This window comes from Phreatobacter sp. GW821-FHT04C01 (assembly GCF_059420385.1).
The window spans coordinates 286,851-303,892 of record NZ_JBWKTP010000006.1; the positions used below are offsets into that span (position 1 = coordinate 286,851).

Consider the following 17,042-nt stretch of genomic DNA (forward strand, 5'->3'; position numbering starts at 1 on the left):
GGCGTCGGCCGACGAACGCCGCGCCTGGAGCATCATCCCCATTCGCTATTCGCTACTCCCTATTCGCCTTAAGCTCACAGCCCCAGATAGGCCTTGCGGACGCCGTCGTCGGCCAGCAGTTCCGCGCCGGTGCCGGACAGCGTCACGCGGCCGTTCTCCAGCACGTAGGCGCGGCTGGCGAGCTTCAGCGACACCGCGACGTTCTGCTCGACCAGCACACAGGTGAGCCCGCCGGCGGCGAGGTCGCGGATGATGCGCAGCACCTCCTGGACCACCGCGGGCGCAAGGCCGAGCGAGGGCTCGTCGAACATGACCAGTTCCGGCTCGCCCATCAGGCAGCGGCCAATGGCGAGCATCTGCTGCTCGCCGCCCGACAGCGTGCCGGCGGCCTGGCCGTGACGCTCCCTGAGCCTTGGGAACATCGTGAGGACACGCTCGAGATTGCGGGCGCGATGCGGACGGGCGCGCGGGATCATGGCGCCCATGGCGAGATTCTCGGCGACCGACAGGCTCGGGAACACCTGGCGCCCCTCGGCGACCTGGCCAATGCCGAGATTGCACACCTCGTGGCTCGGCAGCGCGGTGATGTCGCGATCCTTGAAGCGGATCGTGCCGGCGGCCGGCGGCAGCATGCCGGCAATGGTGCGGATCAGCGAGGTCTTGCCGGCGCCATTGGCGCCGACGATGGCGACGATGGCACGCTCGGGCACCTCGAGCGAGACGCGGTCGAGCGCCTGGGCATCGCCGTAGAAGACATCGACGTCGTGAACCTGCAACATCAGAGCGCCTCCGCCCCGAGATAGCTTTCCAGCACCTTGGGATGCCGGGTCACCTCCTCCGGCGTGCCCTGCGCGATAGTCGCGCCGTGATGCAGCACGTGGATGCGGCCGGCCAGAGCCATGACCGCGCGCATGACATGCTCGATCAGCACGATGGTGACGCCCGAACGGTTGATGTCCCGGAGAATGGCGACGATACGGTCGACCTCGGTCGGGCGCAGGCCCGCCATCACCTCGTCGAGCAGCAGCAGGCGCGGCCCCGTCGCCAGCGCGCGCGCGCATTCCAGGCGCTTGCGGTCCGGCAAGGTCAGCGACTTCGCCTTCGCCCCGCGCTTGTCGAACAGGTCGAGCTTGCGCAGCACGTCGTCGGCATGGCGACGGGCGGTCTCGACATCGGGCGCCCGCATCATCGCGCCGATCGTGGCGTTCTCAATGACCGTCAGTTCCGGGAAGGGCCGGACGATCTGGAACGTGCGGGCAAGCCCGCGCCGACAGAGCTCGTGCGGCGGCACGCCGTCGGCAGGCTCGCCGGCAAACCGGATCGAACCCGTATCCGGTTTCATGACGCCGGCGATCAGGTTGAACAGCGTGGTCTTGCCGGCGCCGTTCGGGCCGATCACCGCGAAGATCTCACCCTCGTCCACCGTCATCGTGACGTTGTCGACGGCGGTGAGCCCGCGAAACCGCTTGGTGACCCCCTGGACCTCGAGCAGCGCGCTCATTGCCGCTCCTCCGGAATGCCGAGCTTCTTCTTCAGCCAGGGCCAGACGCCGTTCGGCGAAAACCAGATGATGGCCATCAGCGCGGCGCCGTAGAACACCAGGTTGACGCCGGGGATCGAACGTCCGGCGACCTTCTCGACCAGCGCGATCAGGGTCTGGCCGAGCGGGGTCAGGATGAAGGCGCCGAGGATCGGGCCGAACAGCGTGCCGAGGCCGCCGATGATCGGCGCCAGGATCACCTCGATCGAGCGGGCCATGTCGAAGGTCTGGCTGGGGAAAAGATTGTTCTGGTAGAAGGCGTAGCAGACGCCGGCAACCGCGGTCATGGCTGCGGAAACGGCCACCGCCGCCATCTTGGCGCGGAACACGTCGATGCCGAGCGCACGCGCCGCTTCCGCATCCTCGCGCACGGCGAGCCAGGACAGGCCGAGCTTGGAGCGGCGCAGCAGCGCGCAGAGGATGAAGGCGAGCGCCATCATGGCGAGCCCGACATAATAGAACAGCAGCGGGCCGCCGCGCAGGTTCCAGGGCGAGCCGCCGCCGGCGGTGACCGGCATGAAGAACCCGGCGGCGCCGCCGACGAAGCTCCAGTTGTCGAAGCCGATGCGCGCCACCTCGGCAAAGGCGATGGTCAAAAGCGCGAAATAGACGCCCTCGATGCCGAAGCGGAAGCCGAGCCAGCCGATGGCCATGCCGAAGACCACGGCCACCAGCATGGCGGGAACAATGGCGATGGCCGGCGAGATGCCGAACTTGACCCAGAGAATGGCGCCGACATAGCCGCCGAGGCCGACATAAAGCGCGTGGCCGAGCGACAATTGCCCGCAGAAGCCCATCATGATGTTCCAGGCTTGCCCCACCGTGGCGAACCAGAAGATCAGGAAGAAGACCGAGAGCAGGTAGCGGTCGAGCACGGCCGGCGCGACGGCAAGCGCGACGACGAGGCCGATCAGCAGGACCAGCGCGCGGCGCGGCGTCTCATCGACCAGGCGGGTGAGCAAGGTGAAGGGGTTCATGCGCCTGATCTCATCGGGTCTTGCCCATCAGCCCTTGCGGGCGCAGCGCCAGGACCAGGACCAGAAGGCCGAAGGAGACCATGGTCTTCATCGAGGGAGCGATGACGACGGAGGCCAGGGCCTCGACGATGCCGATCAGCAGGCCGCCGACCAGGGCACCGACCATCGAGCCCATGCCGCCAATGATGACGATGGTAAAGGCGAGCAGCGTCAGGCCCGGCGCGATCATCGGGGTGGCGTCGGTCAGCGTCACCATCAGCGCGCCGGCGCAGCCGACGCAGGCAAGGCCCAGGCCGAAGGTCAGCGCATAGAGCTTCTTGACGTCGAGGCCGACGACGGCGGCGCCCACCAGGTTGTCGGCGCAGGCGCGAATGGCCACGCCCGTCGTGGTGAAGCGGAAGAAGCAGAACAGCAAACCCGAGACGGCCAGCGCCGCGACCGCCGCATAGGCGCGCACCTTGTCGACGATGATCGGGCCGATCAGCCAGCTGTCGAAGGAATAAGGCAGGTTGGCGTTGCGCGCGTCCGGCCCGAAAATCATCAGGAGGCCATTGACCAGGATGATGGCGAGACCGACCAGCAGGATGAACTGCTCATGGTCTGGGCGGCCGACAAAGGGATTGATCAAGGTGCGCTGCAGGCCATAGCCGAGCGCGAAGAAGCCCCCGGCGATCAGGAACATGCTGAGGAACGGGTCGAGGCCGAACCGCTGGAACAGCACGAAGGCCGCATACATCGCGACGACGGCGAATTCGCCATGGGCGAAATTGACCACCCGCACCACACCGAAGATGACCGACAGCCCAAGCGCCATCAGGCCATAGACGAGGCCGGTGAGGATGCCCTGGACGAGCACGTTTCCATAAAGCGACCAGAGCATGGGCTGGGGTTCGGGGGTGAGGACGCGGGAAAGAGGCGGAAAGGCCGATGATGCCGAGGGAACTAGCGCGCCCGGCCGGCTTCGGCAACCCGCGGGACGGCAGTGCGACGAAAGGACAAGCGCGGCACGGCGGCCTGCCGCGCTCACGCGCCTGCCGGCGACACCGGAATGCGGCCGGGGCAGGCCCGATGGGCCCGCCCCGTCCGGATCAGCTGCGGCCCTGCCAGCCGGGCATCGGCAGCACCGGCTCGGCCAGCGCCACGTCCTTCGGCAGCACCACGGTCGGCACGCGCTTCTGGTTCTGCACCAGGGCCGAGCCGATATTCGGGTTCTGGCCCTTGGCGTCGAACTGGATCGGGCCGCCGATCATCACGTGCTCGGCGATATTGGTCGCACGCACCGCTTCCATCAGCTTGGCACCCTCGGTGGTGCCGGCGCGCTTGAAGGCGTCGGCGGCGACCAGCAGGGCCTCGAAGGTGAAACCGGCATTGAAGCTGTCGACCGCGAAGCGATTGTTCGGATTGGCCTTGGCGAAGGACTTCTCGAAGGCCTGCGACATCGCCGCCTTCGGATTGACCCAGGGCAGGCCGAACATGACAAAGTCGGACAGCGGCCCCAGCGCCTGGTAGAACTCCTCGTCGTAGAAGCCGGGCGAGCCGGGCGAGATGATCGCCTTCGGCTCGAAGCGCTGGCGCACCATGTCGCGCACCAGCTTGATCGCGTCGGAGGCGCGGGTGACGCACATGATCAGGTCGGGGTTGAGCGCGCGGATGCGGGTGACCTCGACCGCCAGGTCCTGGGCCCGCGGATCATAGGCGATGGATTCGACCAGCTTGATCGGCAGATTGACGCGCGGATAGATCGCGTCCATGGCGCCGCGCTGGGCGGTGCCGAAGGTGTCGTTGGCGTGCAGGAAGACCGCGGTCTCCAGCTTGACGTTCTTCGCGTCCATCACGTCCTTGATCAGACGCAGGCCGTTGGTGACCAGTTGGCCGCCGGTCTGGAAGTTGCGGACCAGATATTTGTAGCCCTGCTCGGTGATCTGCGGAGCGGCCGCGATATTGATGACGAAGGGCACCTGGCGCTGCTCGGTGACCTGGGCGATCGCCAGGGTGTGGCCGGAATCGAAAGCACCGGTCAGCACATGGCAGCCGTCATTGATGGCGCGCTCGGCCTGGGTGCGGGCGACGTCGGCATTCGACTCGGTGTCGATATGGACGAGCTCGACCTTGTAGCCGAGCTCGGCCAGCACGGCCGGGGCGGCGAGCGCACCGCGATGCATGCTCTGGCCGGCCTGGGCGAAAAAGCCCGAACGCGGCAGCAGCACGCCGATCTTGAGGGTCTGCGCCTGCGCCTTGACCACCGCAGGCGCCGCCAGAACCGCGCCGGCGCCGGCCAGAACCGTGCGGCGGGTGAAAGTCGTCTTCGAACTCATAGGCCCTATCCTCCCAATAGTCGCTGCAGGACCGACTTGCCGCAGCCCTGATCAGCCCCAAACCCGGCGTGCCGTTTCCATCATCACGTCGATCTTACGCCACTGCTCCGTCTCGGACAGCGCATTGCCGCCAATGCCCGAGGCGAAGCCGCATTGCGGCGACAGCGCCACCTGATCCAGATCGATATAGCGCGCGGCCTCGTCGAGTCGACGGCGAAGTTCATCCACCGTCTCGATCTTGCCGGTCTTGGTGGTGATCAGGCCGAGCACGGCCACCGTGCCCTTTGCGACGAAGCGCAGCGGCTCGAAGCCGCCTGCCCGCTCGCTGTCATATTCGAGCAGCAGCCGATCATAGTTCAGGCCGCCGAACACCATCTCGGCGATGCCGTCATATTTGCCCTCGCGGTGCCACATGCTGGCGCGGTTGCCACGGCAGATATGCAGGCCGAACACGGCCCGGCCGGCAAGGCCGGCAATGACCTGGTTGTCGGCCTCGATCGCCCGGCGCAGGTTCTTCAAGGGGTCCTCGCCGCGCGCCGCCATGCGCTCGAGCGTCGCCGGGTCGACATAGCCGGTGAAACTCGGCTCGTCGATCTGGACATAGGCGGCGCCTGCCTCGACCAGGTCGGCCACCATGGCCTTCTGGATCGCCACGACATCGGCGAGGAAGGCGTCGGCGTCGGCGTAATGCGGCTTCGAGCCCTCGATGTCGCACATCTGGCAGACCCGGTCCGGTCCCATCAGGGTGATCTTGGCCGGGGTCTCGGTCGCGCTCCGGATGAAGTCGAGCTCGCTCCGCGGAAAGCTCCGTTCCAGCTTCAGCTTCGAGGTCGCCGGCGTGCGGAACGACAGCACCGCGTCCGCACCCTTCTCGTTGTGATGCTCGCCCTGGCCGAGATTGTCGGGACTTTTGAGGAACTGGGCCCAGGAACCGGACCAGAGGTCCCAGCCCGAAACATCGGAGAAACTCACCTGCCAGTTGAGCCGGCGAAACTCGCCGTCGCTGACGAAAGGCAGGCCATGGGCCTGCTGCCGCGCCAGAACCTCGGCGACCGCCGCGTCCTGGGCCGCGACGAGCTGTTCCTTCGAAAGCTGGCCGCGCGCATGGCGCAGGAAGGCCGCCTTCAGGTCCTCCGGCCGCAAGAACGAGCCGACCTGATCGACACGCGCCGCTTTGAGCGTTGAAACTGCCGTCATGATCCCCAGACTTCCTCGAAACTGTTCTTTGTCTTGCGGCCAAGTCTCAGCAGAGCCGCGACGAACGAGCAAGAGCGGTTTCGGCGCAGGAGACCGGCGCCCGGCCGCGAGGCGGCGGCGCAAATCAGGCCGTCTTCTGCTCGAAACGGCAAATGTCCTTGATGACGCATTTCGGACAGAGCGGCCTGGCCGCCTTGCAGACGTAGCGGCCATGCAGGATCAGCCAGTGATGGGCATGCAGCCGATAGGCGTCGGGCACCACCTTTTCGAGACCGAGCTCGACGGCGAGCGGCGTCTTGCCGGGGGCGAGCCCGGTGCGGTTGGCGACCCGGAACAGATGGGTGTCGACGGCAATGGTGGGAATGCCGAAAGCCATGTTGAGCACGACATTGGCGGTCTTGCGCCCGACACCGGGCAGCGTCTCGAGGGCGTCCCGGTCGGCCGGCACTTCGCCACCATGCTCGGCGATCAGTTTCTCCGACAGCGCGATGACGTTCTTCGCCTTGTTGCGATAGAGGCCGATCGTCTTGATGTGCGAGATCAGCTTCTCTTCGCCGAGCGCCACCATCTTTTCCGGCGTATCGGCGATCTGGAACAGCGCGCGCGTCGCCTTGTTGACGCCGACGTCGGTCGCCTGCGCCGACAGCGCCACGGCCACCAGCAGCGTATAGGCATTGACGCTTTCGAGCTCGCCCTTCGGCTCCGGATCGATGGCATGGAAGCGGAAGAAGATCGCCTGGATCTCCGCCGGCGTCAGGCCGTCGCGCTTGCGACGCTTGGCGGCGGCCTTGGCGGCGGCCATGTTGGCGATGGCCTTGGCCGGACGCTTGCGCGCCGCGGGCAATCCAGCCGGTTCGGAACTGTGAGTGGAACGCTTGGCCATGGCCGTCCTATAATGCGGCCTCATGACAACCGGCAACCCGACATCCGGCAATTCGATCGGTTACAGGCCGGCGGACGACGAGCCGCCGCTGTTCGCCGCGATCCTGACGCCGCACCGCTCGCTCGGCCAGGGCGGCTTCATGGCCGTGATGGCGGCCGTGACCGGCCTCAATCTGGCCGCCGCCCTGGTGTTTTCGCTGGTCGGCGCCTGGCCGGTCCTGCCCTTCCTCGGCATCGACGTGGCGCTGGTCTATGTCGCCTTCCGGACCAATTTCCGCCAGGCGCGCGCCTTCGAGGAGGTGATCGTGACACCGGTCGAGATCCGCGTGCGCAAGGTGAGCTATCACGGCCGCGCACGTGAATGGCGCTTCAACACGGCCTGGACCCGGCTGACCCAGGTCGTCGACGAGGACGATGGCCAGGTGATGAGCCTGACGCTCGATTCCGGCCGGCACAAGCTCGACATCGCCACCTTCCTGCCGCCGGTCGAGCGCGAGGGTTTCGGCAAGGCGCTGCGGATAGCGCTGGCCGAGGCCAAGCGCGGCCCGACACGCACCACCTTCGCCTAGAACGCGTGGCCCTGATCTCATGAAGGATCCCCAGCATGTCGAGTTCGGTTGAACGGGTGAAGGCCGCCCTGGCGAGCCATGGTCATGACGGCGACCTGCTCCGCTTCCCGGAAAGCACGCGCACCGCGGCGGAAGCCGCGGCCGCGATCGGCTGCACGGTGGCCCAGATCGCCAAGTCGATCGTGCTCAGGACCGGAGAGCAGCCGGTGCTGGTGGTCGCCTCGGGCGTCAACCGGGTGGATCAGGCGAAGGTCGCAACCCTTGTCGGCGGCCCGATCAAACGGGCCGACGCCGACTGGGTGCGCATGGTGACGGGTTTTGCCATTGGCGGCGTCGCGCCGCTCGGCCACCTGACCGAACCCCTGGTGCTGATCGACCGGGATCTCGCGGCCCTCGACCCGATCTGGGCGGCGGCCGGATCGCCCAACGAGGTGTTCCGGACGAGCTTCACCGACCTCGTCCGGGTCAGCAAGGGCCGGATCGAGGACGTCAAGGAATGAGCTGAGCGGTCGGGTCTGGTGCGGTCGGGCAGCCACAGGCGGCAGAACGCCTGCCAGTGAATCGCCTACGTCACCCCCAGGCAAAGCAATTGCTTTGCCGGGGCCGAGCGAAGCGAGGGCAAGGGGGTCCAGGGGCAGCGGCACCTGCGCTCTCAGCTTCGTTTGGACCGGGAATATTGCAGCGCCATCGTACGTCCGAGCCGCCCCTGGATCCCCTTCCCTCGCCCTTCGGGCTCGCCGGGGATGACGTAGAGCGTGAGCCGGAGCCGCTCCGCCCGTCATCATTGCGGCGGCCCCTCCCTTCCGCTTGAGCAAATCGTCCGGAGGCGATGACGACGCCCCCGGACCTCATCCCGAAGCCTGGCTCAGCCGAGGCCGCCGACGCAGAGATATTTGACGTCGAGATAGTCTTCGATGCCGTATTTCGAGCCTTCCTTGCCCATTCCGGATTCCTTGACGCCGCCGAAGGGCGCCACCTCGGTGGTGATCAGGCCTTCATTGATGCCAACCATGCCGTATTTGAGATTTTCGGCGACCCGGAAGGCCCGGGCGAGGTCGCGGGTGTAGAAATAGGAGGCAAGGCCGAACTCGGTGTCATTGGCCATGCGGACCGCCTGATCCTCGGTGTCGAACTTGAACACCGGGGCCAGCGGACCGAAGGTCTCGTCCCGGGCGACCACCATGTCGGGCGTCACGCCGGTGAGCACGGTCGGCTCGAAGAACGATCCGCCGAGCCGGTGACGATGGCCGCCGGTCACGACCTTCGCGCCTTTGCCGAGCGCGTCCTTGATGTGCTCCTCGACCTTCTCGACCGCCTTCTCGTCGATCAGCGGCCCCTGCTGCACGCCCGGCTCCAGGCCGTTACCGATCTTGAGCGCCTCGGAGGCGGCGGCGAGCTTGGCGACGAAGCTGTCATGGATGCCGGCCTGGACCAGGAAGCGATTGGTGCAAACGCAGGTCTGGCCGGAATTGCGGTATTTGGCGATCATCGCACCCTCGACGGCGCGGTCGACATCGGCGTCGTCGAAGACGATGAAGGGCGCATTGCCGCCGAGCTCCATCGACACCTTCTTCAGCGTCTTGGCCGATTGCTCGACCAGTTTCTTGCCGATCGGCGTCGAGCCGGTGAAGGTGATCTTGCGCACCAGCGGATTGTCCATCAATTCACCGCCGATGGCGCTCGCCGAGCCGGTCAGCACGTTGACGACACCGGCGGGAATGCCGGCCTGTTCGCACAGCTCGCCCCAGGCAAGCCCCGAATAAGGCGTCTGCGAGGCCGGCTTGATGACGATGGTACAGCCGGCGGCAAGCGCCGGGCCGAGCTTGCGGGCGATCATCGAGGACGGAAAATTCCACGGCGTGATCGCACCGACGACGCCGACCGGCTCCTTGGTGACCAGGATGCGACGGCCGGGCCAGGGCGAGGGAATGACGTCGCCATAGACACGCTGGGCTTCCTCGGCGAACCAGCGGACATAGGCGGCGGAGAAATTGACCTCGCCCTTGGCTTCCGCCAGCGACTTGCCCTGCTCGCGGGTCAGGAGCGTGCCGAGCGCCTCGGCATTCTGCTCGATGATATTGGCGAGCCGGTGCAGGATCTGGCCACGTTCCTTGGCGGTCTTGGCACGCCAGGCCGGCAGCGCCGCCTCGGCCGCCGCGATGGCGCGCGCGGTCTCCGCCTTGCCGCAGGCCGGCACCGTGCCGAGCCTCTCGCCGGTGGCGGGGTCGCGCACATCGAAGGTCTTGGCGTCGTCGGCGCCGATCCACCGGCCGTCGACATAGGCGGCTTCATGTTGAAAAGCGAGTTTGCTGGTCATGTCGGATCTCCTGTAGCGCCATTCTCGCCCATTCCGCGGGCGCCGCCCAGCCATGTTTGCTCATCGCTGCGCCGCCTGGATGGCGGAACCAGACGTCCTCCGCCTGACGGATTGCACCGCGTGCCGGTCGATCGGCATCATCAGGCTTACGCCTTGGGTTGCGACGAAGGAGATTCCCGCCATGATCGATCACGTCTCGATCGCCGTGCATGATCTCGCCCGCGCGGCCGCCTTTTACGATCGGGTGCTGGCGCCGCTCGGGCTGACCCGCCTGGTGACGCGCGAGCGATCGGTCGGCTTCGGCAAGCGCTATCCGGAACTGTGGCTGAACCTGCGCGAAGGTCATGCGGCCGCGGAAGGCGACCCTGGCGCTCATGTCTGCCTGCGCGCGCCGGACGAAGCGGCGGTACACGCCTTCCACGCCGCGGCGACCAGCCTCGGCGGCAGCGATTCCGGCCTGCCGGGTCCCAGACAAGCCACCATGACCAGCTATTTCGGCGCCTTCATCCTGGATCTCGATCGCAACAAGATCGAAGCCGTGACCTTTCCACCGAACGCCTGAGGCCGGTCGAAACGACCCAGGACGCCTCGGGCGAAATCGGAGCGACAAGAGGAAACGGGTGGTTTGATCGCGCGCCAGGCCCCACATTGAGTCCCAAACGGATAGCGATCCCGAGACATTGCGGAGTCGATCATGCTCAACGTCGTTCAACTGGAAAAACACGGCATTCCGATTCGCCTCACCGAGGCGGCCGACGACTATGAAATCGTGCGCCGGACGCTCGCCTTCATCACCGATCACTGGCGGCGCCAGCCGAGCGTCGAGGAAATGGCCGAGCATGTCGGCCTGTCGGCCGGCCATCTGCACCACCTGTTCCGGCGCTGGGCCGGCCTGACGCCGAAGGACTTCCTGCAGGCGATTACGCTGGATGCCGCCCGCGCCCTGCTGCGCGACGAGGCGACCGTGCTCGATGCCGCCTATGAGGTCGGCTATTCCGGCCCGGGCCGGCTGCACGACCTGTTCGTCACCCACGAGGCGATGACGCCGGGCGACTACAAGTCCGGCGGCGCCGGCATCGCCATGGCCTATGGCTTCCACCCCTCGCCCTTCGGGAGGGCCGTCGTCCTCGCCACCGACCGGGGCCTGGCCGGCCTCGGCTTCTGCGACGCCGGCGGCGAGCCCTCGGCGCTCGCCGACATGACGAGCCGCTGGCCGCGCGCCACCTTTCGCCAGGACCCGGCCGTCACCGAGCCCTTCGCCGAGCGCATCTTCGATCCCGCCGCCTGGGCCGGCGACCAGCCGCTGCGGGTGGTCTTGATCGGCACCGATTTCGAGGTGCGCGTCTGGGAGACGCTGCTGCGCATCCCTATGGGCAAGGCGACCACCTATTCGACCATCGCCAGCCATATCGGCAAGCCGAGCGCGGCGCGTGCCGTCGGCGCCGCCGTCGGCAAGAACCCGATCTCCTTCGTCGTGCCCTGCCATCGGGTGCTCGGCCGCTCGGGTGCGCTGACCGGCTATCACTGGGGACTGACACGCAAGCAGGCCATGCTCGGCTGGGAGGCCGGCAAGATGGGCTGACGCAGGGCCGCTTCGGCTGATCGCGTGCCCGCGGAATAACGCTATCCTGTTGTTATATAGGATTATCTTCACCCGGCCCGGTATCCAGCGCCGGTGAACTTGATCTAGAAGGGGCGCATGGACGCCTCCTCATCTCCGGCCCTGCCGGCCCCCACCGTCACCCATCGGCGCGTGCTCGCCATCGCGGTGCCGATGATCTTCGCCCATGTGACGACGCCGCTGCTCGGCATCGTCAGCGCAACCGCCATCGGTCAGCTCGGCGAGACCCGCCTGCTGGCCGCCGTGGCGCTGGGCGCGGTGGTGTTCGACTTCCTGTTCTGGGCCTTCGTCTTCCTGCGCATGAGCACGATCGGGCTGACCGCCCAGGCGCTCGGCGCCCATGACGATACCGAGCGGCGCGCGGTCATCGCCCGCGCCCTGGTGATGGCGCTGGTCTGCGGCGGCGCGCTGGTCCTGCTGCAGCGGCCGATCTCGTTCGCCGCATTCAGGCTGATGGGTGCCTCGGCGGCCGTCAACGAGGCGGCCGACCTCTATTTCTCGGTGCGGATCTGGTCGGCGCCCGCCGTCTTCATCAATTACGCGGTGCTCGGCTGGCTGATCGGCCAGGCGCGCACGGTCACCGGCCTGATGCTGCAGGTCGCCATCAATCTGGTCAACATGGCGCTGACCGTGCTGTTCGTCACCGTGCTCGGGTTCGGCGTCACCGGTGCCGCGACCGCCAATGCGCTGGCCGAGACCTCGGGCGCCCTGGTCGGGCTCGCCGTGGTGCTGAAACTGCTCGGCGGCCGTTTCGGCGTGGCGCGTGCCGTCGTGTTCGACAGGCCCAAGCTGATCCGCACCATCGCGATCAACCGCGACATCATGATCCGCACCGCGGCGCTGGTCACCGGCTTTGCCTTCTTCACCCGCCAGGGCGCGGTCGGCGGCGACACGGTGCTGGCCGCCAATGCCATCCTGATGAACCTGGTCGGCGTCGTCGCCTTTTTCCTCGACGGTTTCGCCACCGCCGCCGAACAGCTCGGCGGCCAGGCGGTCGGTGCCAGGGACGAGACGGCGTTCCGGCGTGCCGTCGCGCTCTCGGCGATCTGGGCCGTCACTTTCGGCACCGGCGCCTCGCTGCTGTTCTATACCGGCGGCCCCTGGGCCATCGACGTCATCACCAGCGCCGAGGCGGTGCGCGCCGAAGCGCGGAACTACCTGATCTTCGCGGCGCTGACGCCGTTCACCGGGGTCATCGCCTTTCTGTTCGACGGCGTGTTCATCGGCGCGACCTGGACCACCGCCATGCGCAATTGCATGGTGGCGGCCTTCGCCACCTTCATCGCCGCCTGGTGGCTTCTGTCCGGTTACGGCAATAGCGGCCTGTGGATCGCCTTCCTGGTCTTCCAGGCCTGCCGTGGCCTCTACCAGTGGCTCGCCTATCCCGGCATGGTGCGCCGGACCTTCGGCGCGCCACCCGGCTAGGACCACTGCGACAGGGCTGATTTCGGTGCCGACAATTCGTGGATATCAGGGACATGCCCGAGCAAGACGAGAATTGTCCTTGGCGCGACAGGAGCTGGATCGGCCGAGAGCAGAAGCGGCGCCGTGGCCCTGCACACAGCGAGGTCAACACATCGTCTTGCCCGGGCTCGTCCCTGATATCCACGCATTATTGCACCAGAATCAACCGGTCAAAATCACAGTGCAACGATACTAGCTAAGCTGCCACTCGCCGGCCTTGGTGCCGACAGCCGCGGCGATGGAATCAAGGCCCTCGCGTTTCAGCCGGTGAACCAGGCCGGCCTTGATATCCGCGACCAGGCTCAGCCCTTTGAACACCATGGCCGAATAGAGCTGAACGACGGTGGCGCCCGCGGCGATCTTGGCGAAGGCGTCGTCGGCCGAGGCGATGCCGCCGACGCCGACCAATGGGAACTGGCCCTCGACCCGGCGATAGGTCTCGGCCAGCATGCGGGTCGAGCGATCGAACAGCGGCGCCCCCGAAAGGCCTCCGGCCTCCTTGGCCGTCGCCTGGTCGCGCAAGCTCGCCGCGCGCTCGATCGTCGTATTGGACACGATCATGCCGTCGACCCGGCGCTTGCGGCAAACCGCGACCATGTCGTCGAGACCGGCAAGCGACAGGTCCGGCGCGATCTTGACCAGCACCGGCCGGCCCGGCGCGACCTTGTCGCGGGCTTCGATCGAACGGGCCAGGACCTCGTCCAGGAAGGAGGCCTGCTGCAGGTCGCGCAAGCCCGGCGTATTGGGCGAGGAGACGTTGACCGAGAGATAGGAGACGTGGGGCGCCAGCTTTTCCACCAGCAGGCCGTAATCGGCGATCCGGTCGGTCGTTTCCTTGTTCGGGCCGATATTGACGCCGACGATGCCGGGCCGACCCTGGCGACGCCTGAGCCTTGCGGCCACCGCATCGACACCGTCCGAGTTCAGTCCGTAACGGTTGATCACGGCCTGATCCGGCACCAGGCGGAACAGCCGCGGCTTGGGATTACCCACCTGCGGCAGCGGCGTGACGCCGCCGACCTCGACGAAACCGAAGCCGAGCCGCAAGCAAGCATCGGGCACTTCGGCATGTTTGTCGAAGCCTGCCGCGAGCCCGACCGGGTTGGGGAAATCGAAGCCGAAGGCGGAAACCGCCAACCGCCGGTCATCGGCGCCGCAACGCGGCACCGGCAAGGTCTTCAGTGCCGTCACCGCCAATTGGTGGCCGGTTTCGGGATCGGTCGCGAGCAGCAGCGGCTGGGCAAGGCGGGAGGCGAAGGAGAGCAGCGTCATGCGCTTCCTTTGACATTGCCGCCCGGCGGATCGCAAGGGGCGCGCATGCGCAGCGCGCCCCCAGCGGTCAATATCTCACAGCCGGACGAGCTTGGCCTCTTTCGGCCAGACCAGCGAATGCACCGCCTGGGTCAGATCCTCGATCAGATCGTCGGGATCCTCGAGCCCGACCGACAGGCGCAGCAGGCCGTCGGAAATGCCCATTTCGGCACGCTCGGCCGGGGTGAACCGGTCGTGCGTGGTGGTCGGCGGATGGGTGATCAGGCTCTTGGCATCGCCGAGATTGTTGGAGATGCGGATGATCTGCAGCGCATTGGCGACCCGGAAGGCGCCCTGCTTGCCGCCCTCGACCTCGAAGGCGACGAGCGTCGAACCGCCGCGCATCTGGCGCTTGGCGAGCTCGTATTGCGGGTGGTCGGGCCGGCCGGGATAGATCACGCGGGAAACGCCCGGCAGCTCGGCCAGGGCGTCGGCGACCTTGGCCGCGTTCTGCGTCTGGCGCTCGACCCGCACATGCAGCGTTTCCAGGCCCTTCAGCATGACCCAGGCGTTGAACGGGCTCATCGCCGGGCCGGTCTGGCGCAGGTACTGGTAGACATGGTCGGCGATGAACTGCTTGGAGGCGAGGATGACGCCGCCCATGCAGCGGCCCTGGCCGTCGACATGTTTGGTGGTGGAATAGATCACGCAGTCGGCGCCGAGCTTGAGCGGGCTCTGCAGCAGCGGGGTTGCGAAGACATTGTCGACCACCGTGCGAATGCCGGTCTTCTTGCCGATCGCGCAGATCGCGGCGATGTCATAGACCTCGAGCGTCGGATTGGTCGGGCTTTCCAGGAAGAACACCTTGGTGTTCGGCTTCACCGCGGCCTGCCACTGGGCGAGGTCGGCACCGTCGACCAGCGTCGAGGTGACGCCGAAGCGTGGCAGCAAGGTCTCGATGATGAAGCGGTTGGAGCCGAACAGCGCCTTCGCCGCGACCATGTGGTCGCCCGCTGAGAGCTGGCCGAACAGCACCGCATTGACCGCCGCCATGCCGGTGGCGGTCGCCTTGGCGGCTTCCGCGCCTTCCAGCAGCGCCATGCGGTCTTCGAACATGCCGACGGTCGGATTGGAGAAGCGCGCATAGATGAAGCCGGGCTCGGTGCCCTTGAAGCGGGCCTCGGCCTCCTCGGCGGTGGCATAGACGTGGCCCTGGGTCAGGAACAGGGCTTCCGACGTCTCGCCGAATTCGGAGCGCAGCGTGCCGCCGTGGACGAGGCGGGTGGCGGGACGGGCGGATGCGGGATCGAACGGCTTTTTCATCACGGCTTCCTTCGGCGCCTTCTCCGGGGCTCCGGGAGAGAGCCCCCAAGGGGACTTGTCCCCTTAAAAAACAAAACCCGGCCCAGCAAAAGCCAGGGCCGGGTTGATCCCGCGCGCCCGGCCTTTTAGCGAAGTGTTTAACGTGGTCCGCAAGCCGACCGGCCAAATCTCCACGGTGCTAAGCGTGGTAAGCAGGGCGGGTGAACGCGTCAAGTATTTTGTTCGTTTTGACGAACGATTCGTTCGTCGGGGATTGATGCATGGATCAGGACATGACGGCGGGCATCCTGCCGGCCCAGACCATCGAAGCCCTGGTGGCATCCGGCGCGATCCGGATCGCCCGGCCGCTCGATGCCGATCAGGTTCAGCCGGCCTCCCTCGACCTTCGGCTCGGCACGCGCGCCTATCGCATTCGCGCGAGCTTCCTGCCCGGCCCCAACACCACGGTGGTCGACCGCCTGCAATCGCTGGCCCTGCACGAGATCGACCTGACCCGCGGTGCCGTGCTCGAGACCGGCTGCGTCTACCTGGTCGAACTCCTGGAAGCGGTCGCGCTCAAGAACGGCATCTCGGCCACCGCCAATCCGAAGAGCTCGACCGGCCGGCTCGACGTGTTCACCCGCGTCATCCTCGACCGGGCACAGGCCTTCGACACCATCCCCGCCGACTATGAGGGCCCGCTCTATCTGGAGGTGTCGCCGCAGACCTTTTCGGTGCTGGTGCGCACGGGATCGCGGCTGTCGCAGATCCGCTTCCGGCGCGGCCGGGCCGAGCTCTCGATCGACGAGATCCATGCCCTGCAGGCAACCGAGCGCCTGGTCGACACGGAGGCGGCCGTCGTCGGACCGGGCGGCATCGCGGTGTCGATCGACCTGATGGGGGAAGCCTGGGGCGGCCTGCTCGGCTATCGCGCCAAGCGCCATTCCAGCGTCATCGACGTCGACAAGAAGGCGGCGGCCGACGTGCTCGACTTCTGGGAGCCGATCCAGGCGCGCGGCAAGGGCGAGATGATCCTCGACCCGGACGAGTTCTATATCCTCGCCTCCAAGGAGGCGGTGGTGGTGCCACCGGCCTATGCCGCCGAAATGGTGCCGTTCGATCCCCTGGTCGGCGAATTCCGCGCCCATTACGCAGGCTTCTTCGATCCCGGATTCGGCCACGCCGCGGCCGGCGGACGCGGCGCGCGCGCCGTGCTCGAGGTGCGTTCGCGCGAAGTGCCGTTCATCCTGGAACATGGCCAGATCGTCGCGCGCCTGGTCTATGAGCGGATGACCGCGACGCCGCGCAGCCTCTATGGCGAGCAGGGGTCGAACTACCAGGCACAGGGCCTGAAGCTGTCCAAGCACTTCCGCTAAGACCGCGGCACACGCCGTCCGCACCGATCGCGACCGCCATATCGGCCGGGCGGGCGATATGGCGATCCGTTCGGCGCTTTGCCAGCCTCGGCAACGCCGGACGCGGGGCACCGTTGACGTCGGCGCCCCACCCTTCCGCCAGGACATGCGCCCCCCAATATTGCGCCAGCGATGCCGATAGTCCCGGCGTCGCGGATTTGCGGCGGACGCCGCGGGCGAACCTGCCTCGCC

The 17,042-nt window shown here is 67.1% G+C and carries 16 protein-coding genes and 1 riboswitch; of the genes, 6 read left to right on the top strand and 10 right to left on the bottom strand.

From position 1 onward, the window contains the following. Positions 1 to 74: 74 nt before the first annotated feature. The 7 genes from AC07WJ_RS23460 to nth form a co-directional block, all read right to left on the bottom strand. Entirely contained in the window at positions 75 to 779 is a 705-nt protein-coding gene (locus AC07WJ_RS23460; RefSeq protein ID WP_494937084.1) for an ABC transporter ATP-binding protein, read from the bottom strand. Next, complete coding sequence (locus AC07WJ_RS23465) at positions 779 to 1,501, bottom strand: ABC transporter ATP-binding protein (protein WP_494937085.1); 723 nt, start codon at positions 1,499 to 1,501, stop codon at positions 779 to 781. The genes AC07WJ_RS23460 and AC07WJ_RS23465 overlap by 1 nt, the downstream gene beginning before the upstream one ends. Next, positions 1,498 to 2,517: a branched-chain amino acid ABC transporter permease gene (locus tag AC07WJ_RS23470; RefSeq protein WP_494937086.1), complete on the bottom strand. Its 1,020-nt coding sequence runs from the start codon at positions 2,515 to 2,517 to the stop codon at positions 1,498 to 1,500. The genes AC07WJ_RS23465 and AC07WJ_RS23470 overlap by 4 nt, the downstream gene beginning before the upstream one ends. A gap of 10 nt (positions 2,518 to 2,527) precedes the next feature. Continuing rightward, on the bottom strand, positions 2,528 to 3,397 hold the full coding sequence (locus tag AC07WJ_RS23475) for a branched-chain amino acid ABC transporter permease (RefSeq protein WP_494937087.1): 870 nt from the start codon (positions 3,395 to 3,397) through the stop codon (positions 2,528 to 2,530). 208 nt (positions 3,398 to 3,605) lie between these two features. Then, on the bottom strand, positions 3,606 to 4,832 hold the full coding sequence (locus AC07WJ_RS23480) for an ABC transporter substrate-binding protein (protein WP_494937088.1): 1,227 nt from the start codon (positions 4,830 to 4,832) through the stop codon (positions 3,606 to 3,608). Between the two features lie 51 nt (positions 4,833 to 4,883). Beyond that, positions 4,884 to 6,029 carry a uroporphyrinogen decarboxylase/cobalamine-independent methonine synthase family protein gene (locus AC07WJ_RS23485; RefSeq protein ID WP_494937089.1) on the bottom strand — a complete coding sequence of 382 codons (1,146 nt, stop codon included), beginning with the start codon at positions 6,027 to 6,029 and terminating at the stop codon, positions 4,884 to 4,886. Between the two features lie 124 nt (positions 6,030 to 6,153). Then, a complete protein-coding gene (gene nth, locus AC07WJ_RS23490; protein ID WP_494937090.1) occupies positions 6,154 to 6,912 on the bottom strand; it encodes an endonuclease III in 759 nt (252 codons plus the stop codon). Between the two features lie 22 nt (positions 6,913 to 6,934). On the opposite strand from nth, the gene AC07WJ_RS23495 reads away from it, so the two are divergent. Further along, entirely contained in the window at positions 6,935 to 7,480 is a 546-nt protein-coding gene (locus tag AC07WJ_RS23495) for a DUF2244 domain-containing protein (RefSeq protein ID WP_494937091.1), read from the top strand. Between the two features lie 35 nt (positions 7,481 to 7,515). Then, positions 7,516 to 7,980, top strand: coding sequence for a YbaK/EbsC family protein (locus AC07WJ_RS23500; protein WP_494937092.1), 465 nt, complete (start codon positions 7,516 to 7,518; stop codon positions 7,978 to 7,980). A 365-nt stretch (positions 7,981 to 8,345) separates the two neighbouring features. Here AC07WJ_RS23500 and AC07WJ_RS23505 read toward each other — a convergent pair whose 3' ends face one another. Then, positions 8,346 to 9,797 (bottom strand): NAD-dependent succinate-semialdehyde dehydrogenase, encoded by a 1,452-nt coding sequence (locus AC07WJ_RS23505; RefSeq protein ID WP_494937093.1) that lies wholly within the window; start codon positions 9,795 to 9,797, stop codon positions 8,346 to 8,348. A 181-nt stretch (positions 9,798 to 9,978) separates the two neighbouring features. On the opposite strand from AC07WJ_RS23505, the gene AC07WJ_RS23510 reads away from it, so the two are divergent. The 3 genes from AC07WJ_RS23510 (at position 9,979) to AC07WJ_RS23520 (ending at position 12,843) form a co-directional block, all read left to right on the top strand. Further along, positions 9,979 to 10,359, top strand: a complete 381-nt coding sequence (locus AC07WJ_RS23510; RefSeq protein ID WP_494937094.1) for a VOC family protein — start codon at positions 9,979 to 9,981, stop codon at positions 10,357 to 10,359. A gap of 132 nt (positions 10,360 to 10,491) precedes the next feature. Continuing rightward, positions 10,492 to 11,379 (top strand): methylated-DNA--[protein]-cysteine S-methyltransferase, encoded by an 888-nt coding sequence (locus AC07WJ_RS23515; protein ID WP_494937095.1) that lies wholly within the window; start codon positions 10,492 to 10,494, stop codon positions 11,377 to 11,379. 117 nt (positions 11,380 to 11,496) lie between these two features. Beyond that, a complete protein-coding gene (locus AC07WJ_RS23520; protein WP_494937096.1) occupies positions 11,497 to 12,843 on the top strand; it encodes an MATE family efflux transporter in 1,347 nt (448 codons plus the stop codon). A gap of 231 nt (positions 12,844 to 13,074) precedes the next feature. Here the strand turns inward: AC07WJ_RS23520 and AC07WJ_RS23525 are convergent, their stop codons facing one another. After that, positions 13,075 to 14,154, bottom strand: a complete 1,080-nt coding sequence (locus AC07WJ_RS23525; RefSeq protein WP_494937097.1) for a quinone-dependent dihydroorotate dehydrogenase — start codon at positions 14,152 to 14,154, stop codon at positions 13,075 to 13,077. Between the two features lie 75 nt (positions 14,155 to 14,229). Then, entirely contained in the window at positions 14,230 to 15,456 is a 1,227-nt protein-coding gene (locus AC07WJ_RS23530) for an O-succinylhomoserine sulfhydrylase (protein ID WP_494937098.1), read from the bottom strand. Between the two features lie 105 nt (positions 15,457 to 15,561). After that, positions 15,562 to 15,640: riboswitch (SAM riboswitch) on the bottom strand. Positions 15,641 to 15,716: 76 nt separating this feature from the next. Here AC07WJ_RS23530 and AC07WJ_RS23535 point away from each other — a divergent pair. Next, entirely contained in the window at positions 15,717 to 16,811 is a 1,095-nt protein-coding gene (locus AC07WJ_RS23535) for a 2'-deoxycytidine 5'-triphosphate deaminase (RefSeq protein ID WP_494937099.1), read from the top strand. Positions 16,812 to 17,042 lie beyond the last annotated feature (231 nt).